This window comes from Luteococcus struthionis (assembly GCF_048595755.1).
Classification (GTDB): domain Bacteria; phylum Actinomycetota; class Actinomycetes; order Propionibacteriales; family Propionibacteriaceae; genus Luteococcus.
Window position 1 is genome coordinate 2,647,329 of the sequence record NZ_CP184360.1, and the last position, 25,321, is coordinate 2,672,649.

At 63.1% G+C, this 25,321-nt stretch carries 19 protein-coding genes, 3 rRNA genes and 1 pseudogene; 15 read left to right on the forward strand and 8 right to left on the reverse strand.

Going from position 1 to position 25,321, the window contains the following annotated elements; genetic code table 11:
* Positions 1-45 precede the first annotated feature (45 nt).
* The 11 genes from ACOAMO_RS12290 (at position 46) to ACOAMO_RS12340 (ending at position 14,669) form a co-directional block, all read left to right on the forward strand.
* The gene (locus tag ACOAMO_RS12290; protein ID WP_420175056.1) at positions 46-603 is read left to right on the forward strand and encodes a hypothetical protein; all 558 of its coding nucleotides are present in this window, start codon (positions 46-48) and stop codon (positions 601-603) included.
* A 54-nt stretch (positions 604-657) separates the two neighbouring features.
* Entirely contained in the window at positions 658-2,058 is a 1,401-nt protein-coding gene (lpdA, locus tag ACOAMO_RS12295; protein ID WP_420175057.1) for a dihydrolipoyl dehydrogenase, read from the forward strand.
* A 195-nt stretch (positions 2,059-2,253) separates the two neighbouring features.
* Positions 2,254-3,219, forward strand: coding sequence for a hypothetical protein (locus ACOAMO_RS12300; RefSeq protein WP_420175058.1), 966 nt, complete (start codon positions 2,254-2,256; stop codon positions 3,217-3,219).
* Positions 3,220-3,322: 103 nt separating this feature from the next.
* The gene (locus ACOAMO_RS12305) at positions 3,323-3,907 is read left to right on the forward strand and encodes an HhH-GPD-type base excision DNA repair protein (RefSeq protein ID WP_420175059.1); all 585 of its coding nucleotides are present in this window, start codon (positions 3,323-3,325) and stop codon (positions 3,905-3,907) included.
* Positions 3,904-5,307, forward strand: a complete 1,404-nt coding sequence (locus tag ACOAMO_RS12310) for a diacylglycerol kinase family protein (protein ID WP_420175060.1) — start codon at positions 3,904-3,906, stop codon at positions 5,305-5,307. Before ACOAMO_RS12305 ends, ACOAMO_RS12310 begins: the two co-directional genes overlap by 4 nt.
* The gene (locus ACOAMO_RS12315; protein WP_420175061.1) at positions 5,304-6,506 is read left to right on the forward strand and encodes a phosphatase domain-containing protein; all 1,203 of its coding nucleotides are present in this window, start codon (positions 5,304-5,306) and stop codon (positions 6,504-6,506) included. Before ACOAMO_RS12310 ends, ACOAMO_RS12315 begins: the two co-directional genes overlap by 4 nt.
* 635 nt (positions 6,507-7,141) lie before the next feature.
* Positions 7,142-8,659 (forward strand): 16S ribosomal RNA (locus ACOAMO_RS12320).
* A gap of 330 nt (positions 8,660-8,989) precedes the next feature.
* A 23S ribosomal RNA gene (locus tag ACOAMO_RS12325) occupies positions 8,990-12,090 on the forward strand.
* A gap of 103 nt (positions 12,091-12,193) precedes the next feature.
* Positions 12,194-12,310, forward strand: a 5S ribosomal RNA gene (rrf, locus tag ACOAMO_RS12330).
* Together the 16S, 23S and 5S rRNA genes form the textbook arrangement of a ribosomal RNA operon.
* Positions 12,311-12,648: 338 nt before the next feature.
* The gene (gene mqo, locus ACOAMO_RS12335; RefSeq protein ID WP_420175062.1) at positions 12,649-14,199 is read left to right on the forward strand and encodes a malate dehydrogenase (quinone); all 1,551 of its coding nucleotides are present in this window, start codon (positions 12,649-12,651) and stop codon (positions 14,197-14,199) included.
* 110 nt (positions 14,200-14,309) lie between these two features.
* Positions 14,310-14,669: a GntR family transcriptional regulator gene (locus ACOAMO_RS12340; protein WP_420175063.1), complete on the forward strand. Its 360-nt coding sequence runs from the start codon at positions 14,310-14,312 to the stop codon at positions 14,667-14,669.
* Between the two features lies 1 nt (position 14,670).
* Here ACOAMO_RS12340 and ACOAMO_RS12345 read toward each other — a convergent pair whose 3' ends face one another.
* From ACOAMO_RS12345 to ACOAMO_RS12365, 5 genes and pseudogenes are all read right to left on the reverse strand, one after another.
* The gene (locus ACOAMO_RS12345) at positions 14,671-14,802 is read right to left on the reverse strand and encodes a hypothetical protein (RefSeq protein WP_420175064.1); all 132 of its coding nucleotides are present in this window, start codon (positions 14,800-14,802) and stop codon (positions 14,671-14,673) included.
* Positions 14,803-14,860: 58 nt separating this feature from the next.
* Positions 14,861-15,370, reverse strand: a complete 510-nt coding sequence (locus tag ACOAMO_RS12350) for an alpha-amylase family glycosyl hydrolase (protein ID WP_420175065.1) — start codon at positions 15,368-15,370, stop codon at positions 14,861-14,863.
* Entirely contained in the window at positions 15,364-15,531 is a 168-nt protein-coding gene (locus tag ACOAMO_RS12355) for a hypothetical protein (protein ID WP_420175066.1), read from the reverse strand. Before ACOAMO_RS12355 ends, ACOAMO_RS12350 begins: the two co-directional genes overlap by 7 nt.
* Before the next feature lie 207 nt (positions 15,532-15,738).
* Positions 15,739-15,918 (reverse strand): annotated as a pseudogene (locus tag ACOAMO_RS12360) (hypothetical protein); the annotation flags it as partial.
* Between the two features lie 63 nt (positions 15,919-15,981).
* On the reverse strand, positions 15,982-16,392 hold the full coding sequence (locus ACOAMO_RS12365; protein WP_420175067.1) for a PAS domain-containing protein: 411 nt from the start codon (positions 16,390-16,392) through the stop codon (positions 15,982-15,984).
* Between the two features lie 105 nt (positions 16,393-16,497).
* On the opposite strand from ACOAMO_RS12365, the gene ACOAMO_RS12370 reads away from it, so the two are divergent.
* Positions 16,498-17,310: a hypothetical protein gene (locus ACOAMO_RS12370; protein ID WP_420175068.1), complete on the forward strand. Its 813-nt coding sequence runs from the start codon at positions 16,498-16,500 to the stop codon at positions 17,308-17,310.
* Between the two features lie 85 nt (positions 17,311-17,395).
* Complete coding sequence (gene treS, locus ACOAMO_RS12375) at positions 17,396-19,657, forward strand: maltose alpha-D-glucosyltransferase (protein ID WP_420175069.1); 2,262 nt, start codon at positions 17,396-17,398, stop codon at positions 19,655-19,657.
* A gap of 76 nt (positions 19,658-19,733) precedes the next feature.
* Here treS and ACOAMO_RS12380 read toward each other — a convergent pair whose 3' ends face one another.
* On the reverse strand, positions 19,734-20,102 hold the full coding sequence (locus tag ACOAMO_RS12380; protein ID WP_420175070.1) for a hypothetical protein: 369 nt from the start codon (positions 20,100-20,102) through the stop codon (positions 19,734-19,736).
* A gap of 132 nt (positions 20,103-20,234) precedes the next feature.
* Here ACOAMO_RS12380 and ACOAMO_RS12385 point away from each other — a divergent pair, with 132 nt between their 5' ends.
* Positions 20,235-21,482 carry a DUF445 domain-containing protein gene (locus tag ACOAMO_RS12385; RefSeq protein WP_420177034.1) on the forward strand — a complete coding sequence of 416 codons (1,248 nt, stop codon included), beginning with the start codon at positions 20,235-20,237 and terminating at the stop codon, positions 21,480-21,482.
* 11 nt (positions 21,483-21,493) lie between these two features.
* On the opposite strand, the gene ACOAMO_RS12390 is transcribed toward ACOAMO_RS12385, so the two are convergent.
* Positions 21,494-22,708, reverse strand: a complete 1,215-nt coding sequence (locus tag ACOAMO_RS12390) for a globin domain-containing protein (RefSeq protein ID WP_420175071.1) — start codon at positions 22,706-22,708, stop codon at positions 21,494-21,496.
* A 212-nt stretch (positions 22,709-22,920) separates the two neighbouring features.
* Here ACOAMO_RS12390 and ppk2 point away from each other — a divergent pair, with 212 nt between their 5' ends.
* Positions 22,921-23,820: a polyphosphate kinase 2 gene (gene ppk2 / locus ACOAMO_RS12395; RefSeq protein WP_420175072.1), complete on the forward strand. Its 900-nt coding sequence runs from the start codon at positions 22,921-22,923 to the stop codon at positions 23,818-23,820.
* A 90-nt stretch (positions 23,821-23,910) separates the two neighbouring features.
* Here the strand turns inward: ppk2 and ACOAMO_RS12400 are convergent, their stop codons facing one another.
* The gene (locus ACOAMO_RS12400) at positions 23,911-25,128 is read right to left on the reverse strand and encodes a TerC family protein (RefSeq protein WP_420175073.1); all 1,218 of its coding nucleotides are present in this window, start codon (positions 25,126-25,128) and stop codon (positions 23,911-23,913) included.
* Positions 25,129-25,321 lie beyond the last annotated feature (193 nt).

The following is a 25,321-nucleotide window of genomic DNA, read 5'->3' on the forward strand; positions in this document are numbered from 1 at the left end:
TCGCGCACATCGCCTATCCCAAAGAAGGACCCCTTGAAGGACCCCATGAACCAGTCGCGCTCCCGTACCAACCTCTACGTCCTGGCCGCCACCATCGGGCTGGCGATGCTCGCACTGTCCGGATGCGGGGCTGGCGAACCAGAGGCGCCGCCCGAACCGTCCAGTGCCGTCGCCACCAGCCTTCCCGGTCTCACCGCCGCCAGCGGCGATCCCACCCCGACGTCGATGATGACGGTTCGTCCGGCAGCCGGGTCGGTGCAGCAGGCTCCTGGGCCCTTCGACGACCGCTTCGAGCTCAAGGACCTTCGTCTCACCAAGACCCAGGTCAGCGGCAGCGTGACCGTCACCAGCGACATCTCCGAGTTGCTCGAGCTGCAGGTGGTGGCGGGCTTCCATGACGCCTCTGGCCGACTGCTCGGCACTGAACGCTTCACCCACCATCTGGACGGCACCCACGCCCACGGCGAAGGGGAGAGCGAACCGCCGGTCACCCCCGGGGTGGAGCACTACCACTCCGAGGAGTTCACGATCACCGTGCCCCAAGAGCTGCGGGGCAAAGTGGTCTCGGCCAGCGTGGCAGTCCCCGTCCTGGTGAACGAATAGTTTTCCCCTCCTGATGGATGAATGGCAGTGCTGTGAGTGCAATAGAGTGTGACCATGAGCTCTCACTTTGACGTCGTTGTCCTTGGCGCTGGCCCCGGTGGCTATGTCGCTGCTATCCGTGCCGCTCAGCTCGGCAAGAAGGTTGCCATCATCGAGAAGGAGTACTGGGGCGGTGTCTGCCTCAATGTGGGCTGCATCCCCACCAAGTCGCTCCTGCGCAATGCGGAGATCGTGCACATCGTGACCAAGGATGCCGACAAGTTCGGTCTCAAGGGTGAGATGAGCGCCGACTACGGCAAGGCCTTCTCGCGTTCGCGCCAGGTCAGCGACCGCATGGTCAATGGCATCCACTACCTCATGAAGAAGAACAAGATCCAGGAGTTCTCCGGCTGGGGCACCTTCACCGATGCCAAGACCATCAGCGTCGCCAAGGAGGACGGCTCCTCCGAAGAGGTCACCTTCGACGCCTGCATCATCGCCGTTGGCGCCACCACCAAGCTGCTGCCCGGCACCGAGGTCAGCGAGAACGTCGTGACCTACAAGGAGCAGATCCTCGCGGACAACCTGCCCAAGAGCATCATCATCGGCGGCTCGGGCGCCATCGGCACCGAGTTCGCCTACGTCCTCAACAGCTACGGCGTGGATGTCACCATCGTCGAGTTCCTCGACCGCCAGGTGCCGGCCGAAGACAAGGACGTCTCCGCTGAGCTGCAGAAGGCCTACAAGAAGCTCGGCATCAAGGTGCTCACCTCCACCGCCGTCAAGGGCGTCGAGGACACCGGATCCGGGGTGAAGGTCACCGTCGCCCCCGCCAAGGGTGGCGAGGAGAAGGTGCTGGAGGCCGACAAGTTCCTGCAGGCGATGGGCTTCGCCCCGCGCACCGAGGGCTTCGGTCTGGAGAAGACCGGCGTGCAGCTGACCGACCGCGGTGCCATCGCCGTCGACGACTACCTGCGCACCAATGTGGACGGCATCTACGCCATCGGTGACTGCACCGGCAAGATGATGCTGGCCCACGTCGCCGAGGCACAGGGCGTCGTTGCCGCCGAGACGATCGCCGGTGCCGAGACCTTCCCGGTCAACTACGACTTCATCCCGCGCGCCACCTACTGCCAGCCGCAGATCGGCTCCATGGGCTACTCGGAGCAGCAGGCCAAGGACAAGGGCTACGAGGTCAAGGTCGGCAAGTTCCCCTTCACCGCCAACGGCAAGGCGTGGGGCATGGGCGAGGCCGTCGGCTTCGTGAAGCTCGTCGCCGACGCCAAGACCAACGAGATCTTGGGCGCGCACATGGTTGGCCCGGAGGTCACCGAGCTGCTGCCGCAGTTCGTCCTGGCCCAGCAGTACGAGCTGCGCGCCGACGAGATCGGCCGCACCGTCCACGCACACCCGACCCTGTCTGAGGCCATGAAGGAGGCCGCCGAGGGCGTCGTCGGCCACATGATCAACTTCTGATCGCCCGGCCCCGAGCCTGGCGGGTCGTTCCCCGAGCCTGTCGAGGGGCACTTCCAGATCCCCGAGCTTGTCGAGGGGCCACGAGGTCCCGCGGAGTCATCCTCCGCGGGACCTCGGGCATTTCTGCGTGGAATGGCGCGTGGATCGGGCGGGGGAATTGCGGCCTCGTAGGCACCGTCCGATAGCGTTCCAGTCATGCGCCTTCCCCAAGCACACAGAAGTCTCGCTGCGCTGCTCGTGCTGTCGGCCACCCTGACGGCAGGCTGCAGTGGCCAGGGCCAGAGCGGCCCAGACGTCGCGGGCTCGCAGACCCCCGGGGCGAACGGGGCGAGCGCGACACCCACTCCCACTCCCAAGCCGAGTCCGGAGCTCCCGCGTGGGGGACGCAAGATCTTCCCCGCCTACCGCCTGTTCGGCTATTCCGGTGCACCCGGCGCCGAGGGCCAGGGCCGCCTGGGCATCGGCAAGCTCGACGACCGGATGGTCGAGATGGAGCAGCGCGCCAAGCCCTATGCCAAGGGACGCAAGATCATGCCCGTGATGGAGCTCATCGCGACCACGGTGCATTCCAAGCCCGGCAAGGATGGCTTGTACCGTTCCCACGTCGATGACGCGGTGATCCGTGAATGGCTCACCACGGCGCGCAAGCACAAGGCGATGTTGTTGTTGAACATCCAGCCCGGCCGCTCCAACTTCCCCGATGAGATCAAGGTCTACGAGAAGTGGCTGCGGGAACCGGACGTGGGGCTTGCGCTGGACCCCGAATGGCGCATGGGCCCCGACGAGATCCCGATGAAGACCTTCGGCCATGTCTCGGCCGCCGAGCTGTACGAATCGGCCACCTGGGTCTCCCAACTGGTGGCCAAGCATGATCTGCCCGAGAAGGTGGTGCTCTACCACCAGCTCAACGAGGGCGTCGTTGGCAACGAGCCCCAGCTCAAGCCCGCCAAGGGGGTGGTGTTGATCAAGTCGGTGGACGGGATCGGCTCCCCGGGAGCCAAGGTGGACACCTGGGAACGCGTGGTGGCGAAGAAGCCACGCCACGTCCACCCGGGGTTCAAGCTCTTCTACCAGGAGGACGTAGAGACCGGGGGACGCCTGATGACTCCCGCCGAGGTGATGGCGCTCAAGCCGCAGCCCGAGTACATCCTGTTCGAGTGATGCGCGTCCCCGCCGGTTGCACCGCTGCGAACCGGGCGCCGCGTCCCTGGCCGGGGGCGCACGGCAACGCCGTCCGAGTTTGTCGAGGCCCTAGGCTGGCGTCATGACGAGCTTCCACCTCACCGGAGACGCGAATGCCGACGAGCTGTTGGCCACCGATGACAATGCCTTGCTGGCCGGCATGTGCCTGGACCAGCAGATCCCCATGGAGAAGGCCTTCGCTGGCCCCTCGGTGATCGCCGAACGCATGAGGGGCCAGTTCGATGTACTGGCCATTGCCGCGATGCCGCAGGAGGAGTTCGTCGACCTGTGCGCCGCCAAGCCGGCGGTGCACCGCTTCCCCGGATCGATGGGTGCGCGCTTGCACCAGCTGTGCCAGGTTCTTGCCGAGGAGTACCAGGGTGATGCGTCCCGTTTGTGGGCCGACGGGGATGGCGCCGAGATCCTGCGCCGTCTGAAGAAACTTCCCGGCTTTGGAGACCAGAAGGCTCGGATCTTCCTGGCACTGCTTGGCAAGCGTCGCGGTCTGGACGCAGCCGGATGGCGTGAGGCGGCGGGGGAGTACGGGCAGGATGGGTACCGTTCGGTCGCAGACATCACCGATGCCGAGAGCCTGCAGAAGGTGCGTGAGACCAAGAAGGCTGCCAAGGCAGCGGCCAGGCAGGCGGAGGAGGGCGCGTCACGGTGAGCCTCGACGCTGGGCCCGACGCGGGGCGGCGGCTGGTGGTGGCCGCCGTGCTGGTGAAGGATGGCCGGGTGCTGGCGGCCCGACGATCCCGGCCCGCCAACCTTTCCGGTCTGTGGGAGTTCCCCGGTGGCAAGGTGGAACCAGACGAGTCACCCCGCTCGGCGCTGGCGCGAGAACTTCGCGAGGAACTCGGGTGTCGGGTGGAGGTCCTGGACGAGCTGGTTGGTGACGCCGAGACGTGGCCCATCGACGACCGCTTGGAGATGCGAGTCTTCGAATGTCGCCTGGCTCCGGGGAGTGAAGACCCGTCACCGTGGGACAGCCACGACGAGTTGTGCTGGGTCGAGCCCACGAAGCTGACCGCGCTGTCGTGGCTGCCGGCCGACATTGCGGTGGCCCGGGCAGCGTCGCGTCCCGGGGCGCTCCAGAGCTTGCTCGGCCAGGCAGGCAGCGCGGGTGCACCCCGACGACCGGTGCTGATCGCCAACCCCATGGCCGGCCACCACGGCCAGGTGCTGCTCCAGGTCCGTGAGCGTGCCGCCCGGCTGGGGTGGCCGCCGGTGGAAGTGCTGCCCACCACGGCCAGCGACTTCGGTGCTGGCCAGGCCCGTGCGGCGATGGAGCTCGGCGCAGACCGTGTGCTGGTTGCGGGCGGGGACGGGACGGTGCGTCAGGTCGCCCAACAGTTGCGGGGGAGTGGCGTTCCGCTGGGCATCATCCCGGTGGGCACGGCGAACATCTTCGCTCGCAACCTGGGCTTGTCGCCCCACCGTCTGCCCGAGGCTGTCGAGGCCGCCATGGCCAACGAAATCGCCAAGCTCGATCTTGGGGTGGCCCGGTTCGCTCAGGAGGGCGACGATGACCAGGCCGAGGAGCTCTTCCTCGTGCTCGCCGGCATCGGCCACGACGCCAACACGGTGGCGCAGACCAGGGCCGCGCTCAAGCGACGCATCGGCTGGATCGCCTACTTCGAATCGGGGCTTCGCCACTTGTTGCGGCGTCCGGTGCACATGTCGCTGAGCGTCGACGGCCAGGCAAGCCAGAGGGTCTTCCTGTGGAGTCTGCTCGTCGGCAATGCGGGGCGCATCCCGCTGGGCATCCAGGTCTTTCCCGGGGCCGATCTGCGAGACGGCTGGTTGCGCACCCTGCAGACACGGGTCGAGCGCTGGTGGCACTGGGGAGCGGTGGCGCTGGCCGCCGTCTTCCCGCACAGGGACAGCCCGGTCCTGGTGCGCGGCCAAGCCCGCACCGTTTCCGTCAGCCTTGAAGAGCCCTGCATCATCCAGCTGGACGGCGACGTCTTTGGACCAATCGTTTACGCCGAAGTGTCGGTCGATCCCGGGGCACTGTCGGTGTGCGTACCCCAGGGATTGCATTCGAGTGAAGGGAAAAGGTCATGACCGCCGAAGGAACCCATGCCTCCTTGGGGCTCGTGGATCGTCTCCTGTCCGAGCGCACCGACGCCGAGGACGAGGCCCGCATCCTGGAGATCGTCAGTCACCTGTCCACCGAGGCGTTGAACGCGCTGCTCACCGACGAGCGGGCGGATCGCCTGATGCAAGCCCTTGACAACCACTGGTTCGGCCCGAATCACCGCGACGCCCTGATGGAGCTGCTGACGGTTCGGCGAGCCCACGAGCTGGGGCTGCACGCCCGCGCCAATCTGGTCTATTCCTTGCAGACCGGACGCACCAGCTCTGAGCAGGAAGAACGGATCGCAGACCTGTTCTGCGCCGTCACTGGTGAGGAACTGACGCACTTCAAGAACATCATCAACCTGCGCAACGACCACCATGACCTCGAGGACCTGGTCTTCGTCGACATTGATTCGGTCCAGGTCCGGCAGCGAATCCTCGACCACATCGCCGAGCAGGCTCAAGGTTTCCAGCTGGACGAGGCGAAGGTGCTGTGCGACATCGATGACACCGTCTTCTGCAAGCTGCACGATCGGCGCTATCCCCGTGGGACCCTCTACCCAGGTGTCCTGGCCTTCCAGGAGGCTCTCGACCAAGGGCCTCATGACGAGCCACGTAGCCAGGGAGACCTCACCTTCGTCACGGCACGGCCGATGGACTTCTTCGGTCTGCTCGAGAACCACTCCCGCGCGAGTCTTCGGCAAGCAGGCGTCTCTGACCTGTCGGTGATGTCCGGCAGCCTGCGAGCCCTGCTCACCCACGAGTCGATGGCCGACAAGAAGGTCGTCAACGTGACCCACTATGTGCAGCTGTACCCGGAGTACCGCATGATCTTCCTTGGCGATTCCGGCCAGGGGGACGTCCAGGTGGGGGAGCAGTTGTGGCAGATGTTCCCCGAGACCGTGGATGCAGTCTTCATCCATGACGTCACTGGCATCGACGAAGATGAACGCACGCGACATGCAGAGCACAAGATCTGGCTCCATGACACCTACGTGGGTGCCGCCACGAAGGCGCATGAGCTCGGATTGATCACGCAGAACGGCCTGCGCAGCGTAGTCGTGGAGGCGCGGGAGGAACTTGGCCGAATCGAGTGGGACGACGAGCAGCAGGCCGACGCGATGATGCAGCTCTTTGCCCGGGACTTCGCCTTGGCTGAGACGGTCTTGTCGCGGCACGCCTGACCTTGGGGTGGGGTGTCCAAGGCCCTCGGTGACAGGGCCCGATGAGCAGATGTGCGAATCGCGACGCGATTGTGTATGCTGATCCAGCTCTCGCAGCCACGGCCTCGGCCCGGCAAGCGGAGCACGGGCCACGATCGGCCACCCTCCCAAACTTTGGAAGCGGTGTTCGTCATGCCCGGGGAGGTCTTCGAATCCTCGATTTGAATCGATGAGACGAAGGATCTAAAGTTCTTCGAGCTGCAGGAAACAGCAGCCCAAAGAACTCCGAAAGTAAGAATGAAAAATTCTTCCTTTCGGAAATCCGAAGAAACACCTCGGTTTGACCAAGGTCAAGGACTTCGGTAAGTTTGATCGAGTCGCCCCAAGCGGATCTCACCTGGTGGTGGGTGGTGTGCGGGTCGCGCCCGGATCTTGAGAACTCAACAGCGTGTCTAAAGTCAATGCCTTATTTTTTCCCGTGCCATTGATTGGATGTCTGCCGTCTTTGTGGTGGTGGGTGTTTGGTTGGTGGTTGGGTTTCTTTGAGTATGATTATTGATTGGAATGCCAGTTTTTGGTGTTCTTTGTCAGTGGTTGGATTCATTGTTGATTGACGACGTTCCTGCCTGCTTTGTGTGGGTGGGTGTCGATATTTTTCAACGGAGAGTTTGATCCTGGCTCAGGACGAACGCTGGCGGCGTGCTTAACACATGCAAGTCGAACGGTAAGGCCCTTCGGGGTACACGAGTGGCGAACGGGTGAGTAACACGTGAGTAACCTGCCCCAGTCTCTGGGATAACCGCCGGAAACGGTGGCTAATACTGGATATTCAGTGCCTGCCGCATGGTGGGTGTTGGAAAGCTCCGGCGGATTGGGATGGACTCGCGGCCTATCAGCTTGTTGGTGAGGTAATGGCTCACCAAGGCTTCGACGGGTAGCCGGCCTGAGAGGGCGACCGGCCACATTGGGACTGAGATACGGCCCAAACTCCTACGGGAGGCAGCAGTGGGGAATATTGCACAATGGGCGCAAGCCTGATGCAGCAACGCCGCGTGCGGGATGACGGCCTTCGGGTTGTAAACCGCTTTCAGCAGGGACGAAGCTTTTGTGACGGTACCTGCAGAAGAAGCACCGGCCAACTACGTGCCAGCAGCCGCGGTGATACGTAGGGTGCGAGCGTTGTCCGGAATTATTGGGCGTAAAGAGCTTGTAGGCGGTTAGTCGCGTCGAAAGTGAAAACTCAGGGCTTAACTCTGAGCCTGCTTTCGATACGGGCTGACTAGAGGAAGTTAGGGGAGAACGGAATTCCTGGTGGAGCGGTGGAATGCGCAGATATCAGGAGGAACACCGGTGGCGAAGGCGGTTCTCTGGGACTTTCCTGACGCTGAGAAGCGAAAGCGTGGGGAGCAAACAGGCTTAGATACCCTGGTAGTCCACGCCGTAAACGGTGGGTACTAGGTGTGGGTCACATTCCACGTGATCCGTGCCGCAGCTAACGCATTAAGTACCCCGCCTGGGGAGTACGGCCGCAAGGCTAAAACTCAAAGGAATTGACGGGGCCCCGCACAAGCGGCGGAGCATGCGGATTAATTCGATGCAACGCGAAGAACCTTACCTGGGTTTGACATGTACTGGAAACACTCAGAGATGGGTGCCCCTTTTTGGTCGGTACACAGGTGGTGCATGGCTGTCGTCAGCTCGTGTCGTGAGATGTTGGGTTAAGTCCCGCAACGAGCGCAACCCTCGTCCAATGTTGCCAGCACGTTATGGTGGGGACTCATTGGAGACCGCCGGGGTCAACTCGGAGGAAGGTGGGGATGACGTCAAGTCATCATGCCCCTTATGTCCAGGGCTTCACGCATGCTACAATGGCCGGTACAATGGGCTGCGAGCCTGTAAGGGTGAGCGAATCCCAAAAAGCCGGTCTCAGTTCGGATTGGGGTCTGCAACTCGACCCCATGAAGTCGGAGTCGCTAGTAATCGCAGATCAGCAACGCTGCGGTGAATACGTTCCCGGGGCTTGTACACACCGCCCGTCAAGTCATGAAAGTCGGTAACACCCGAAGCCAGTGGCCCAACCCTTGTGGGGGGAGCTGTCGAAGGTGGGACTGGTAATTAGGACTAAGTCGTAACAAGGTAGCCGTACCGGAAGGTGCGGCTGGATCACCTCCTTTCTAAGGAGCTTGCACAATCCCCTTGGTGGGGTTGTCATTTCATCTGGTTCCACAACATGTGTTTGTGGCTGGGTGGCTCTGGTTTGTGGAACATTGACTGATGCACCTGATGTTTTGGAGTGTGTTGTGAGTACAGCCCCTGCTGTGGTGGGGGAGTGGAAAGTGGCATGGTCCGGGGTTGGGTGTGGCACGCTGTTGGGTCCTGAAGGGCTGGTCGCTTTGCGGCGGTCTTTCTGTCGGGCCACGAACTGATCGCCTGGTTGGTGTGAGGTTGTGGTGCCGCCCGTATTTTGAGAACTGCACAGTGGACGCGAGCATCTTTGTAGATTTTTACAAGCTACTAAGTGCGATCGGTGGATGCCTAGGCACCAAGAGCCGATGAAGGACGTTGTAACCTGCGATAAGCCATGGGGAGCTGGTAAACGAGCTGTGATCCGTGGATTTCCGAATAGGGAAACCTTGAAATGACCGGAGTCATGTCCGGCAACCTCTGCCTGAATGTATAGGGCAGTTGGAGGGAACGTGGGGAAGTGAAACATCTCAGTACCCATAGGAAGAGAAAACAACCGTGATTCCGTGAGTAGTGGCGAGCGAAAGCGGAAGAGGCCAAACCGTGTGTGTGTGAGAGCTGACAGGCGTTGCACATGCGGTGTTGTGGGGCCGCTTGGACCATACTGTCATGTGGTCGGCAAGTAAGAAATGATCGATGAAGTTGAGCTGTCTGGGAAGGCAGACCAGAGAGGGTAAGAGTCCCGTAGACGTAAGTTGATCACTTGTGAGCGTTACCCCAAGTAGTGCGGAACCCCTGAAATTCTGCATGAATCTGGCGGGACCACCCGTTAAGCCTAAATACTCCTTGGTGACCGATAGCGGACAAGTACCGTGAGGGAAAGGTGAAAAGTACCCCGGGAGGGGAGTGAAATAGTACCTGAAACCGATCGCATACAATCCGTCGGAGCCCTGCGGGGTGACGGCGTGCCTTTTGAAGAATGAGCCTGCGAGTTAGTGGTGTGTGGCGAGGTTAACCCGTGTGGGGAAGCCGTAGCGAAAGCGAGTCCGAACAGGGCGTTTGAGTCGCACGCTCTAGACCCGAAGCGTAGTGATCTATCCATGGCCAGGTTGAAGCGACGGTAAGACGTCGTGGAGGACCGAACTCACTTGGGTTGAAAACCGAGGAGATGAGCTGTGGATAGGGGTGAAAGGCCAATCAAACTACGTGATAGCTGGTTCTCCCCGAAATGCATTTAGGTGCAGCGTCGCGTGTTTCTTTCCGGAGGTAGAGCACTGGATGGTCTAGGGGGCCCAACAGCTTACCGAAATCAACCAAACTCCGAATGCCGGAAAGTGAGAGCGTGGCAGTGAGACTGCGGGCGATAAGGTTCGTAGTCGAGAGGGAAACAGCCCAGATCATCAGCTAAGGTCCCTAAGCGATAACTAAGTGGAAAAGGATGTGGAGTTGCGCAGACAACCAGGAGGTTGGCTTGGAAGCAGCCATCCTTGAAAGAGTGCGTAATAGCTCACTGGTCAAGTGATTCCGCGCCGACAATTTAGCGGGGCTCAAGTTATCCACCGAAGCTGTGGCACTCACACAATAACCTCCATTCGTGGCAGGTGTGTGGGTGGGTAGGGGAGCGTCGTGTGCGCGGTGAAGCGGCGGGGTGACCCAGTCGTGGAGAGCACACGAGTGAGAATGCAGGCATGAGTAGCGAATGACGGGTGAGAAACCCGTCCGCCGAATATCCAAGGGTTCCAGGGTCAAGCTAATCTGCCCTGGGTAAGTCGGGACCTAAGGCGAGGCCGACAGGCGTAGTCGATGGACAACGGGTTGATATTCCCGTACCGGCGAAACAACGTCCATGCTGAGGCGCATGATGCTAAGCACGCGAGCTGTCACGGATCCTTCGGGTGATGTGGTGGCGAGTCTGTGAACCAAGTGTGTAGTAGGCAAGCTGCGGAGGGACGCAAGAAGGTAGCTCATCCCGGGCGATGGTTGTCCCGGGCCAAGTGTGTAGGGTTGACGGTAGGCAAATCCGCCGTCTGTGTGCCTGAGACATGATGGGGAGTCCGACTGTGTCGGATGAGTGAGTGATCCTATGTTGCCTAGAAAAGCTTCGTGAGCGAGTTGTGAGCCGCCCGTACCCCAAACCGACTCAGGTGGATAGGTAGAGAATACCAAGGCGATCGAGAGAATCATGGTGAAGGAACTCGGCAAAATACCCCCGTAACTTCGGAATAAGGGGGACCTGATGCGTGAACCCACTTGCTGGGGGAAGCGTTGATGGTCGCAGAGACCAGGCCCAAGCGACTGTTTACTAAAAACATAGGTCCGTGCCAACTTGAAAGAGGACGTATACGGACTGACTCCTGCCCGGTGCTGGAAGGTTAAGGGGAACTGTTAGACGCTAGTCGAAGCGGTGAACTTAAGCCCCAGTAAACGGCGGTGGTAACTATAACCATCCTAAGGTAGCGAAATTCCTTGTCGGGTAAGTTCCGACCTGCACGAATGGAGTAACGATTTGGGCGCTGTCTCCACCATGAACTCGGCGAAATTGCATTACGAGTAAAGATGCTCGTTACGCGCAGTAGGACGGAAAGACCCCGGGACCTTTACTATAGTTTGGTATTGGTGTTCGGTACAGCTTGTGTAGGATAGGTGGGAGACTGTGAAGCGGCCACGCCAGTGGTTGTGGAGTCATCGTTGAAATACCACTCTGGCTGTTCTGGATATCTAACCTAGGACCATGATCTGGTTCAGGGACAGTGCCTGATGGGTAGTTTGACTGGGGCGGTCGCCTCCCAAAAGGTAACGGAGGCGCCCAAAGGTTCCCTCAGCCTGGTTGGCAATCAGGTGTTGAGTGTAAGTGCACAAGGGAGCTTGACTGTGAGAGGGACACCTCGAGCAGGGACGAAAGTCGGGACTAGTGATCTGACGGTGGCATGTGGACGCGCCGTCACTCAACGGATAAAAGGTACCCCGGGGATAACAGGCTGATCTTGCCCGAGCGCTCACAGCGACGGCATGGTTTGGCACCTCGATGTCGGCTCGTCGCATCCTGGGGCTGGAGTCGGTCCCAAGGGTTGGGCTGTTCGCCCATTAAAGCGGCACGCGAGCTGGGTTTAGAACGTCGTGAGACAGTTCGGTCCCTATCCACTGCGCGCGTAGGAATCTTGAGAAGTGCTGTCCTTAGTACGAGAGGACCGGGACGGACTAACCTCTGGTGTGCCAGTTGTCCTGCCAAGGGCACGGCTGGTTGGCTACGTTGGGAAGTGATAACCGCTGAAAGCATCTAAGCGGGAAGCACGCTTCAAGATGAGGGTTCCCACAGATTAATCTGGTAAGGCCCCCGGCAGACCACCGGGTGATAGGTCGGATGTGGAAGCACAGCAATGTGTGGAGCTGACCGATACTAATAGGCCGAGGGCTTGTACTACCTACAAAGATGTTACGCGTCCACTGTGTGGTTCCCGAGATACGGTCGGGAACCAACCCCCACCACCAGGTGGGTGTCTGGTTACGAGATATCTCCATAGTGTTTCGGTGGCCATGTCAAAAGGGAAACACCCGGTCCCATTCCGAACCCGGAAGTTAAGCCTTTTAGAGCCGATGGTACTGCAGGAGGGATCCTGTGGGAGACTAGGACGCCGCCGGACTTATAATATTCACCCCTTCGGGAGTGTTCACTACGGTGACCACCATCCCGGAGGGGTGAATTACGTTCACGACCAGTTTCCCATCCAGGCCCGCCACGGCAGGGGAGTACGACGTGCGGTCTGACCATTGGCTGCTGGTCTGGTGCCTTGCCGCAGCGCGGTCTTCCGACTGGTGCCGGGGCTCGGAACGGAATAGTGTTGTGGAAGCCCTGGGCCGTAGGTGCGTCGACGCACCTTGCAGTCATCGGGGTTGCGCGATGACGTACGAGACACTCGTCTGGCTATAGGCGGAGCACGTTGGCATCGGGCCCGGATACAGGTATTCGTGAGGAGAAGTTGTGGCGTTCGGTAAGCGCAAGCCCAGCAGGTGGCCCGTTGAGGCCGAGGAAGTTGACGTCGCCCTCATCGGTGGCGGTGTCCTGAGTGCCACGATCGGTTTGATTCTGCACCGTCTGCAGCCTGACTGGAAGATCGTCGGCTACGAGCGTCTGTCGAAGGTTGCGAAGGAATCGTCGAACCCGTGGAACAACGCTGGTACGGGCCATGCCGGCCTATGCGAGCTGAACTACACGCGTGAGAACCCCGACGGCTCGATGAACAACACCAAGCCGATCGAGATCAACGAGCAGTTCCAGCAGACTCGTCAGCTCTGGGCCCGCATGGTGGAGATGGGCATCCTGGGTCTGCCCGAGACCTTCGTCAACAAGTGCCCCCACATGTCCTTCGTGCGCGGCGAGGACGACGTGGACTTCCTGCGTCGCCGCTGGGAGAGCCTGCGCGACAACCCGCTCTTCGCTGCGATGGAGTTCAGCGACGACCACGAGAAGATCCGCGAGTGGGCTCCCATGCTGGTCGAGGGTCGCGATCCCAATGAGAAGATCGCCGTGACCTACGATCCCACCGGGACCGACGTCGACTTCGGCTCAATCACCACCCAGATCTTCAACTACCTGGCCTTCCATGGCGTCAATGTCGAGACCTCCCAGGAGGTCACCGACCTGAAGCAGAACACCGATGGCACCTGGACCCTACGCATCGTCGACCGTGGCGAGTTCGGTGGCAAGAAGGGTACGGAGAAGTTCGTCCGCGCCAAGTTCGTCTTCAACGGCGCCGGCGGCTGGGGTCTCAAGATGCTCCAGAAGGCGGGCATTCCCGAGGTGGCCGGTTACGCCTTGTTCCCGGTGACCGGTGCCTTCATGTCCACCGATGATCCGTCCGTGGTGGACCAGCACAAGGTGAAGGTCTACGCCAAGCCGCCGGTGGGTGCCCCGCCGATGTCGAACCCGCACATGGATGCCCGTGTCATCAACGGCAGCCGCTCGGTGCTCTTCGGTCCCTATGCCGGCATCGATCCTCGATTCCTGAAGTACGGCTCGCTGCTGGACATGCCCAAGATGATCCGCACCGACAACATCGGTGCCGTGCTGAACGTGGCCAAGGACAATGTGCCGCTGATCAAGATGCTGGCCACCATGATCTTCATGACCCCGGCCCAGAAGCTTGCCGAGATGCGTGCCTTCGCGCCGAATGCCAGCATCGAGGACTGGCACATGATCAAGGCCGGCCAGCGTGCCCAGATCATCAAGACCGACGCCAATGGCAAGGGTGGTTCGCTGCAGTTCGGCACCGAGGTGCTGACCTCGGCCGACGGCACCCTGGGCGCCGTGCTGGGTGCCTCGCCTGGCGCCTCGACTGCCGTGCCGATCGTGCTTGACGTCCTCAAGCGCTGCTTCCCCGACAAGATGGGGGAGTGGGAGCCGCGCTTCAAGGAGATGATTCCCTCGTACGGTGAGAAGCTGTCCGAAGATCCGGACCGCGCCTACGAGGTCATGTCCAAGACCGCCGAGGTGCTCAAGCTCCACAAGCCGGTCAAGGTCAACAAGGCCTGAGCCTGAGTCTGCTGAATGGGCGTCGCACCAGTCGGTGTGGCGCCCATTCGGCGTGTTCGTGGACCCACGAAGGGCTAGGCTTGTAGCACTACAAACAGGGGAGAGCAATCGTGACGGAGCAGGCATTCGTCCTCACGGTGGACCAGGACTCATCGGTACCGCCCTACGAGCAGATCGTCGCGGGGGTGGTCCGGGCGCGCCAGGACGGCCGCCTGGTCGCCGGGGCCAAGCTCCCGACGGTGCGTGCCCTGGCCGCCCAGCTCGGGGTGGCGACCAATACCGTCGCGAAGGCCTACCGGCAGCTCGAGGCAGAGGGGCACGTCCGCACCGAGGGGCGTCGGGGGACCACCGTGCAGGACCTGGGACATCACGACGAGGTCTCCCGCGCCGCCGCCATGTTGGTGAGCACCGCGCGTCGTCACCGGCTCTCAGTCGACGACGTCCAGGGCCTGATCCGCAGCATGTGGTGAATCAACCCTGCGGGTATTCGATCAGCACCACCACGCTCCACGGGTGGACCACGTACTCGTCATCGATGATCGTGGCCTCGGATTCTGGCCAGCAACACGAGTCCGGCTCGGCGTGATGGGCCGTGTCGATCACGCGTCGCCACCGGCTGGTTGATTGTGCCGCCGGCACCGCGAACCTCACCTGGTGGGGCTCACGACGGTGGGGTTGGTGTCTTCCGGGCAATGAGCCGTCCCGAAGTTGTCGTGGTAGCGCCACTGCGGTTCGTCGGGATCGACCGGCAGGGCAGTGGGGGCATTGCTGGACAGCATCGCCCAGTTGTTCCACAGGCGCGGACCGCGTCCCGGTAACGGCCATTCCATTCGCCCCATCCGGTGGGGAAGTTGCCGACCTCATAACCCCACAGGTCCCATGCCTCGGCCACCACCTCGACCTCTCGCTCGGCCGCCATCTGCTCGATGTCCACCAGGAGGGGATGGTCGTCGAAGAAGTGCCGCTGGCGTCCCCAGTCGTCGCGCTCGGCATGGTCTGGTTGGCGTCCCAGGACGGGGGCCAGATCCAAGCGGAAACCGTCGACGCCCATCGTGTCCGCCCAATGGGCGAGGGAATCGAGGACCAGGCGGCGCACCACCGGTCGGGAGGCATTCAGCTGGTTCGAGCAGCCAGTGGCACCGTCCACCAACCGGTGGTCGGGGGTCAGCAATCCAAGGTGGTGAAGCCCATCTCCTTCAAGTGGGGGGCCAGCAGGGCTGCACCCGCATAGGTGCCTCGAAGGTGGTCGGGAACGCCGAGCAGCGCCGACGACGGGTGCGCGGACAGGCTCTTGACATGGGCCTCGTAGATCGCCGTGTCCTGCGGCGCCAACCGCGGGCGAGAGCCGGTGTCGGTCTGGTCGATGACGACGATGCCCTTGGGCGCCCATCGTGCGGTGTCGAAGTTCCTCCGCGGTTGGCCGTGGTAGTCCTCGCCGCCGGTGCCGAACCTCCCGTCGTCGAAGCCGTCTGCGAAGACTTCCTCGTCGGAGAGGAATCCGGCGTCACTGCCTCCCGGAGCCCATTCACCGACGCTGGGCCAATTGGGCCCCGAGACACGAAACCCGTAGTGGGAGCCGTGTTGGACGCCTTGAAACTGGCCCCGCCAGGCGCCGTCGTCGCCGCGGGCCAGGTCGATGCCGCGCAGCGCTGCCTGCCCGGTGGGCTCGGCGAAGAATTCCAGCCGGACTCGGGTGGCCGCGGGTGCGTGGACGGCGAAGGTGGTGTGCCCTCCGCACCTGACCGATAAGCTACATTATGACAATATGCGACAACTTGGCCCTCACTTGTCCCTCACCCACTCCCGGGCCACCGCCACCGATCCGATGGCCTCTCCCTTCTCATCGGTTACCACTGCGAAGGTCATTTCCACATAGGCCGACGATCCGTCCGGACGCAGCGCCTTGGTGCGGCGAGCCTTGCCGTCGGAGCTCAGCCGCCCCTGGTCCATGGCTCGCTCGAAACCCGCGTCGTGGGCCGCCCGCAGACGCTCGGGGATCATCACCGAGACGCTCTCCCCCAGCACGTCCTGGGTGCGATGGCCGAACAGCTGTTCACAGTGACGATTCCAGAAGACGATTCGCCCCTGCCGATCGATGGCGATGATCGCGTCGCCAGCCTGGTTCGCCGCCTGAGCCACCAGGCCATCGGGCCAAGGAAGCTCGAGGGGTGCTGATGCATTTGTCTGGTCCATGCCACCACGCTAGATGGCCCCGCCTGGGCTGCCCAGCCCCGACGAGCGATTTTGTCATGCGTTTCCCATGCTGGACTGCCCACGGGTTCCCGCTACGGTTGAGGAGTGAGCGGATACTTCTCGATGGGCAACGATCTTCGCGACCACTGGTTCAAGATCGGTCGGACCGAGGTGGGCAGCACCCTGTTCGTCGTGGGTGCGGTGATCATCTCGTGGCTCGTCGCGGCAGGCGCCCCCGCGTGGCCGGCGATGGCCGCGTTCAGCCCCGACGCCATCCTTGGCGGCCAGTTCTGGCGCTTGTTCACCTGGCCGCTGGCCAACGGCATCAGCCTGTGGAGTGCTCTCTACCTGTTCTTCTTCTGGATCTTCGGCACCGAGCTGGAAAGCGGCCTGGGCAAGAAGCGAATGGCCACCCTGCTCGTGGGCGTGTGGGCCGCGCTCACCATTGCGTCCTTGCTGGTCGGGTTGGCACTGGGCTCTGGGACCCTGCTGGCCGGATTCGGCATGATCCAGTTCATCATCCTGCTGCTGTGGATCGCCGAATACCCCAACCGGCCCTTCTTCTTCAACATCCCGGCCTGGGTCATCGGTGCCGTCCTGGTCGCCGTGCAGTTGCTGTCCATGATCGGCGCGCGCGACCTCGTCGGGCTGCTTGGCATGCTGCTCGCCTTCGCCCTGGTGGCCGTGCTGGCCCGCCGTCTCGGCCTGTTGCGCGACCAGAAGTGGATCCCCGGCGCCCGTGCGTCGCGCCCTACGCGTCCATCGAAGGTGCAGAAGGCGCAGGCGAAGCAGCGTGAACAGCGGGCCAAGGACGACGCTCGCCTCAACGCATTGCTCGACCAGATCAGTGAGCGTGGCATGGACTCACTGACCCCCGCCCAGCGTCGTGAGCTGATGAAGTTGCGCAACCGGCGCTGACTTGCCCTCGCGCTCCCCCCAGCTTGCGCTTGGGGCGTACTTGGTTGGGGCAGACATCCGCCCCAGCTCTCGCTAGATTGGCGGGGTGAGCAACACCGAGCCCAAGGCCCCAGTGACCGCAGCGGAGGCAAGCCAGACCGACGAGGTGACCGCGGAGGGAACCCCGTTGGAGGACATCCTTCCCGAGACCAGTTTCGAGCAGCAGCGCTTTGCGGCCCGCCCTCCGATGGTGCGCCCCAAGGCCACTCGTCACCGCAAGGGCCGCGCCACCAGCCCGTTGACCCCACCTTTCGAGGCCGACGGCCGTAACCGTGCCTATGTGGACTGGCTCGAGAGCCAGTCCATGCTGCACGATGCGACCACGGTGGCCCGTCAGCTGGCCGGCAGCCACCAGATGTGGTCCAACCCCTTCGCCGCCCCTGACCCCCGCGCGGCCCTGCAGACGGCTTCGGTGTGGTTCACCGCCTATCCCCTCAGCATGATCACCGAGAACGGCCAGTCCTTCCTGGGGGCCCTCGGGTCCGAGGAGCTGTGGGAGGTCTTCGAACAGATCGGGATCGACGCGATCCACACCGGCCCGGTGAAGCTCGCCGGCGGTCTCAGCGGCTGGAAGCCCACCCCCAGCGTCGATGGGCACTTCGACCGCATCAGCATGGCCATCGACCCTGTCTTCGGCACCGAGGCCGAGTTCCGCACCATGTGCGAGAACGCAGCCCGCCACCACGGCACGATCATCGACGACATCATTCCCGGTCACACTGGCAAGGGCGCAGACTTCCGGCTGGCCGAGCTGAACTACCACGACTACCCCGGCATTTACCACATGATCGACATCCCCGAGGAGGCCTGGCATCTGCTGCCCGAAGTGCCTCCCGGCAAGGATGCGGTCAACCTGGATGCCGCGTCCGAACATGCCCTCTCCGAGGCCGGTTACATCATCGGAGAGCTGCAGCGCGTCATCTTCTACGAGCCGGGCGTCAAGGAGACCAACTGGTCAGTGACCCCCGAGATCTACGACTACAAGGGCGTCAAGCGTCGCTGGGTCTACCTGCACTACTTCAAGGACGGCCAGCCGTCGATCAACTGGCTCGACCCGACCTTTGCCGGCATGCGCCTGGTGATGGGCGACGCGCTGCACTCACTGCTCGACCTCGGGTCGGGCGGCCTGCGACTGGACGCCAACGGCTTCCTGGGCGTGGAGAAGTCGGTCGACCAGGCCCCCGCCTGGAGCGAGGGGCATCCGCTGAGCCAGGCCGCCAACCAGCTGATCGGCTCCATGGTGCGCAAGGTGGGTGGCTTCACCTTCCAGGAGCTGAACCTGGGAATGGACGACATCAAGAACACCTCGGGCGTCGGCCCGGACCTCAGCTACGACTTCGTCACGCGCCCTGCCTACCAGTACGCGATGGCCACGGGAGACACCGAGTTCCTGCGTCTCACGCTGCGTGAGAGCGCGCAGATCGGCATCGACCAGGCCTCCTTGGTGCACGCCCTGCAGAACCACGACGAGCTCACCTATGAGCTGGTCCACTTCGCCAACAACCACAAGGACGACACCTACCACCTGGACGGCCGCGACTGGACTGGTGCCGACATGGCCGAGCACATCCGCGAGACCATGCGCCAGCACCTCACCGGCGATGCCGGGCCCTACAACGCGGTCTTCACCCAGAACGGGATCGCCTGCACCACCACCTCGGTGATCGCCGCAAGCCTGGGGATCACCGACCTCTCGGAGGTCGGCGAATCCGAGGTCAAGCGCATCACGAATGCCCACCTGCTGCTGTGCATGTACAACGCCTGGCAGCCGGGCGTCTTCGCGCTGTCCGGTTGGGACCTGGTGGGCGCACTCCCCCTGGATCGCAAGCAGGTCTCGGCCCTCATCGAGGCGGGAGACACCCGGTGGATCGAGCGGGGCGCCTACGACCTGCTGGGTTCGAGTCCGGACGCCACGGTCTCCCAGTCGGGAATGCCCCGCGCCACCTCCCTGTACGGTTCGCTGCCCGAACAGCTCGCCAGCCAGAACTCCTTCGCCACGCGACTGGCTCAGATCCTCAAGATCCGAAAGCGCAACGGCATCGCTTCGGCCGAGCTCGTCGACACCCCCGACGTCGCCCACAAGGCACTGTTGGTGATGGTCAACCGACTCGAGATCGGTGCCACCCAGATCACCGCGCTGAACTTCGGCCCGGAACGGCTCAGTGCCCGGGTGCAGTCCGACCAGATCCCCGAAGGACGCGTCTTCGACCTGTCCACCCGCCGCAAGGTCGACAACGTCGATGCCCTGGGCGGTTTCACCGTGACCCTGCCTCCCTTCGGTGGCATGGCCATGATCGTTCGGGAATGATTGCGGCAACCAACTGACACGGCCCGCTCCCCCATCGCGTCGGGGGTGCGGGCCGTGTCACGTCGCCAGGCCTTGGTCAGGTGGCTCCCATGCCGGAGAGCAGCATGATGGCCAGTACCGGAGTGCAGGCGCCCAGCGCCAGCGCCCAGACACCGCGGCTGTAGCCCAACGGACGCCGCGCAAAATGGATGCCGGCAGCAACCGCGACCACCGCGAGGACCGCGGCCAGCACATAGAGCCCCACACCCGTCACCATCCAGGACTTCGCGGCCTGACCCGCGGCCGTCTCGGGAATCTCGTCGAGCCGGGGAATCGGGCCGGGTATGCGGGCCAGGGCCAGGTAACCCTTGAACAGGACGCCTGAGGCCACCGTCGTGGCAACCACCGCCGCGGCACCCACGACCACGGCCCACCGGCCCTCAGTCTGCTGTTCGCGCTGGCTCATTGGTTGTCCTCACCTCATGATCATGCCCGGCGTGCGCACGCCGCGCACACCGACGCACAGCCTAGCCTGCTGCCACCGCACGAGCGGTGGACGGGCCGAGTTGGGGCGATGGTCCACACTGGTGGGGTGAGCATGATGATGGATGCCCCCGGTGATGCCGAACGGCGGGTGGAATTGCGCAGGATGCGCATACTGGCCACTGGCCTGCTGGTACTGGCCGCGGTCCTCTATCTGCTGACCCTTCGTGACAGCCGAGTCGGCTGGATCGGCTGGGTCAACGCCGGCAGCGAGGCCGCCATGGTGGGCGCCCTCGCCGACTGGTTCGCCGTCACGGCGATCTTCCGCCATCCCTTGGGGCTGCCCATCCCCCACACCGCGCTGGTGAAGCGACGCAAGAACGAACTCGGCCGCAGCCTCCAGCAGTTCGTCACCAACAACTTCCTCACCCGCGACATCATCCAGGAGCGAGTTCGCGACGCCGAGGTCTCACGACGAATCGCGGTGTGGCTGGAGTCCGGTACCAATCGTCGTCGCCTGCTGGCCCAGGTGGTGCGCGGGGCGCGGATCCTGCTCAACCGGGTGAAGGACGACGACGTCCAGGTCTTGGTCACCGACACCGTCATCCCTCGCCTGCGTTCCATGGAGATGAGTCCCATGGCCGGTGCGCTGCTGTCCGACGTCGTCCAGGATGGCTCACACCAGCAGCTCGTCGACGTCCTGGCTCGAGAGCTCCACGACTGGTTGCAACGCAATCCCGACACCGCACGCCATGTCATCGGAGAGCGAGCCCCCAGCTGGAGTCCGCGCTGGATCGACAAGCAGGTCTCGGGCTTTGGCTACTCCCAGGCGCTGGAGTGGACGATGGCGGTTCGCATGCAACCCACCCATCCCTTCCGCAAGGCCGTCGACACCTACCTGGCGAAGCTGGCCGATGACCTGCGCCAGGATCCGACGATCATGGCCAAGGCAGAGCGCATCAAGGAACACCTGCTGGACAACCCGTCGATCGGCCCCGCCGTGGTCGAGTTGTGGCAGAGCGTGCGTGATTCCATCGGCCAGGCGCTCGACGACGAGGATTCCCAGGTCTGGGAACGTGCCGATCGGTGGCTGGCCGAGGCAGCCCAGCAGCTGGCCAGCGACCAGGAGATGCGCACGCGTCTGGACGAACGCGTGGTGGACGCCGTGGGCTTCCTGGTGGACACCTACGGCGAGGAGGTCGCCACGGTGATCTCGACCACCGTCGATCGGTGGGATGCCGACGAGGCCGCCAACCGGATCGAACTGTTCGTGGGCAAGGATCTGCAGTTCATTCGCATCAATGGCACGATCGTCGGCTGCCTGGCGGGGCTGCTGATCTACGCGGTGAGCCAGCTGGTCTGACCCTTCCAGGCTCAGCCGGGCAACAGCCAGTCATTGGGAGAGAAGAGCTCATAGTGCACTGATTCGGCGGGCACGCCCAGTGCGTCCAGCTGGTCGCGCAGGTTTTGCAGGAAGCCATTGCCGCCGCACAGGTAGTACTGGGCCCCACTGGGCAGCGCCACCTGAGACAGTTCCATCCGGCCTGCGCGTGAGTCGTCCCGCTGGCCGTGGCTGAACCACAGGTGACTGCGTCCCCCGGCCTCACGGGTGGCCTCCAGCAGTTCGTCCACCAGCGGGGCCGTCGCGGCGTCGTGGTCGGCATGCAGGGTCAGAAGCTCTCGCTGCTCGCCGCGGGCGGCCAGGGCCCTGGCCATTCCGAGCATCGGGGTGGCGCCGATCCCCGAACTCACCAGCACCACCGGCTCGGTCCCTGGCTGCAGCACCAGGTCTCCGGTGGGCCAGCTCACCTCCAGCTCGTCACCCTCGTGGAGGCCGTCGATGATCGAGCTGGACACCTCGCCGTCGGGGCCTTCCTCGCCGACGATGCGCTTGACGGTGATCTGCCAGCAACCGTCCTCCCCCGTGTTCGACAGGCTGTACTGCCGCAGCTGACCGGCTCCGTCGGCCATCGTGCGTCGTACCGAGATGTACTGTCCGGGTTCGAAACCGCCCAGCGCCGGCTCGCCCTCCAGGGCGCCCAGCTCGAAGCTGGCTGCGCCTCCCGGGTGGTCGATGCGACGGGTGACTCGAACCGTGTGGAAGACATCGCCTTCGCGCACGCCGAGCTCCCGGTAGCGCTGCCGTTCGAAACGCACGAGGGCACGGGCCATGATCCAGTAGACCTCATCCCAGGCCTCGGCCACCGGCTGAGTCACCACATCGGACCCCAGGACTTCGACGATGGCGGCGAACAGGTGTTCGTGGACGATCTCGTACTGGCTTTCGGTGATCCCCACCGAGACGTGCTTGTGGCCGATGCGGGCGAGCATCTCGTCCGGACTGGGGGCTCCCGGTGTCACCAGCAAGGACGCGAAGGTGGCCACCGAGGCGGCCAGTGCCCGCTGCTGGGCCCCTTGCGCCTGGTTGCCCCGGTTGAAGGTGTCGCGCAGCAGTTCTGGATGGGAGTGGAACATGCGCTGGTAGAAGTTGGGAGCAATCTGGTCGATCTTGGAGCCGACCAGCGGCAGTGTCTGCCTGATCGTCTCGGCGTGCTCGGGGCTGAGTTCTTCGGTGGTGAAAGTGGTCATCAAGGCATCTCCTGCGTGGACTGCAGCACGGTGTTCTCGTCACGACAGTAGCATTTCCACGCTACCTGTCTTGTTTATTCGTGGAGTGCGTGACAACTGGGTGGCGCCCAGGGAAACTCTTGCAACCGCGCGGACGAGGGCTGGCCGCGCCCACGGCCGCTGCCTAGGATCGATCAAGGCGCGAGACCCGCGTCGATCTTTGGGGAAGAGCGATGACCAAGAAGAACAGCGAGTACCGCGAATACATCGACCGCCTGCGCGCCGAGGGCTACACCGTGGCGCCCGACATTGCGGGCAGCGACCCGGATCTGATCGATCCTGGTGGCTCGGCCGTCGAGACCTGGCGGGAGGACTACCCCTACGACACCCGCCTGGAACGCCAAGCCTACGAGGAGGAGAAGTACGCCCTCCAGGTCGAGCTGCTCAAGTTCCAGTACTGGACCCAGGACAACGACCTGAAGCACATCGTGCTCTTCGAGGGTCGCGACGCGGCCGGCAAGGGCGGCACCATCAAGCGCTTCGAGGAGCACCTCAACCCGCGCTACCTGCGCACGGTGGCACTGACCAAGCCCTCCAACAAGGAGCTCGGCCAGTGGTACTTCCAGCGCTACATCGAGCACTTCCCCACCAGCGGGCAGATCGTCCTGTTCGACCGCTCCTGGTACAACCGGGCCGGAGTCGAGCGCGTCATGGGCTTCTGCAGCGACGAGGAATATGACCAGTTCCTGGTGCAGGCTCCCCTGCTGGAGAAGATGATCACCAATGCCGGGATCTCGCTGACCAAGTTCTGGTTCTCGGTCACCAGGCAGGAGCAGCGCACTCGTTTCGCCATTCGGCAGCTCGATCCGGTCCGACAGTGGAAGCTCTCCCCCATGGACATCGAAAGCCTCGACCGGTGGGAGGACTACGGCGCCGCCAAGGACGCCATGTTCGCTGCCACCGACACCGACTACGCACCATGGTGGTCGATCAAGTCCAATGACAAGAAGCGCGCGCGCATCAACGCGATGCGCTTCTTCCTCAACCAGTTCGACTACGAGGGCAAGGACACCTCGGTGGTCTTCGAGCCCGATCCGTTGATCGTCACCCGCGGGCGCGAGACCTTGGGCTGAGCTCCTGGACGGTACGGGGGTGGGTTCCGATCTTCCGGAACCCACCCCCGCCCTCACCGGGCTGTGCTCAGCTGCCAGAGGCGGCGTCACTCACAGCAGCGCCCCGCTGCTGCCATGCCCCTGCTCCACCCGCTGGTCATGGATCTCCTGGGCACGCTGGAAGAGTTCGCGCAATTCCCGCTGGTCCCTGATCTCGTCGCGGTACTTGGGCTCCAGCAGTTCGATGGCTGCTTTCTCCTTGGTCAGCCGGGCATAGATGCGCTCGCGCACCTGCTGGTCGCTCTCCCAGTCGAGGTCCACGTACTGCTGGGCGTGCATGCGGGCATTGTTGACCGCGGTGTGGGCCTTGCCCTTGGGGGACAACAGCGATCCCACCACGGTCACCAGCAGCACACCGAGGATGACGGTGAGGCTGAAGCCCGTGCTGATCTCGACGACATTGACCGGCTGTCCGTCATTGATGAACCACAGGGTGTTCTCGTGCAGCGCGTGCAGCACCAGCTTCACGCCGATGAAGGCGAGGATCGCGGCCAGACCGTAGGAGAGGTAGATCAAGCGGTCCAGCAGCCCGTCGATCAGGAAGTAGAGCTGTCGCAGACCCAACAGGCTGAAGGCCGTGGCCGTGAAGACGATGAAGGTGTTCTGGGTGAGGCCGAAGATGGCCGGGATCGAGTCGAGAGCGAACAGGATGTCGGTACCACCGATCGCCGCCATCACCAGCAGCATCGGGGTCATCACCTTCTTGCCGTCGACGACGGTGAACAGCTTGTCACCGTCGTAGTGCTCACTGGTCTTGAAGAGCTTGCGCGCCAACCTGATCATGATGTTGTCCGCCCCGTGCTCGTCGCCCGAGTCATTGGGCTTGAGCATGTTTCCGGCAGTCACGAGCAGGATCAGCCCGAACAGGTAGAAGACCCAGGACCAACGATTGATGGCGGCGGCACCCACCAGGATGAAACCGGTGCGGGCGATCAGCGCAAAGACGATCCCGAACAACAAGACCTTCTGCTGGTCAGCGCGTGGCACCTTGAAGCTGGCCATGATGATCAGGAAGACGAACAGGTTGTCAACGCTGAGCGCCTTTTCGGTTATGTAGCCCGCGAAGTACTCGGTGCCCATCTGGCCACCGCCCAAGGCCCAGACGCCGATTCCGAAGAGCACGGCGATGCCCACGTAGATGGCCGACCAGATGGCGGCTTCACGCAGGGTCGGCACGTGCGCCTGACGCACGTGGAAGAAGAAGTCGAACAACAGCAACCCGACGATGAAGACGATCGTCAGGCCCCAGATCATCGGGGACACGAGCACGGATGAACTCCCATGAGGATGGTGGACGTGCTCGGGTACGGGTGGCACCCGAGCCGGTTCATCGTCGGTTCTCCACCGAAGGTGGAATACCGAGACGAGACCACAGGGTCGTTCGTCTCGACAGTGGGAGTGGATCACGGTCATCGACCGTTGATCGTTGAAAAAAACGGTACCAAGTTCGACGGATGTGGCA

What these genes read in the sequence shown, in the direction of transcription:
- ACOAMO_RS12365 (WP_420175067.1), bottom strand. Translation starts at nt 16,392, where the DNA reads ATGGACCAGACAAATGCATCAGCACCCCTCGAGCTTCCTTGGCCCGAT.
- ACOAMO_RS12300 (WP_420175058.1), top strand. Translation starts at nt 2,254, where the DNA reads ATGCGCCTTCCCCAAGCACACAGAAGTCTCGCTGCGCTGCTCGTGCTG.
- ppk2 (WP_420175072.1), top strand. Translation starts at nt 22,921, where the DNA reads ATGACCAAGAAGAACAGCGAGTACCGCGAATACATCGACCGCCTGCGC.
- ACOAMO_RS12380 (WP_420175070.1), bottom strand. Translation starts at nt 20,102, where the DNA reads ATGAGCCAGCGCGAACAGCAGACTGAGGGCCGGTGGGCCGTGGTCGTG.
- ACOAMO_RS12290 (WP_420175056.1), top strand. Translation starts at nt 46, where the DNA reads ATGAACCAGTCGCGCTCCCGTACCAACCTCTACGTCCTGGCCGCCACC.
- ACOAMO_RS12305 (WP_420175059.1), top strand. Translation starts at nt 3,323, where the DNA reads ATGACGAGCTTCCACCTCACCGGAGACGCGAATGCCGACGAGCTGTTG.
- ACOAMO_RS12315 (WP_420175061.1), top strand. Translation starts at nt 5,304, where the DNA reads ATGACCGCCGAAGGAACCCATGCCTCCTTGGGGCTCGTGGATCGTCTC.
- lpdA (WP_420175057.1), top strand. Translation starts at nt 658, where the DNA reads ATGAGCTCTCACTTTGACGTCGTTGTCCTTGGCGCTGGCCCCGGTGGC.
- ACOAMO_RS12390 (WP_420175071.1), bottom strand. Translation starts at nt 22,708, where the DNA reads ATGACCACTTTCACCACCGAAGAACTCAGCCCCGAGCACGCCGAGACG.
- ACOAMO_RS12385 (WP_420177034.1), top strand. Translation starts at nt 20,235, where the DNA reads ATGATGATGGATGCCCCCGGTGATGCCGAACGGCGGGTGGAATTGCGC.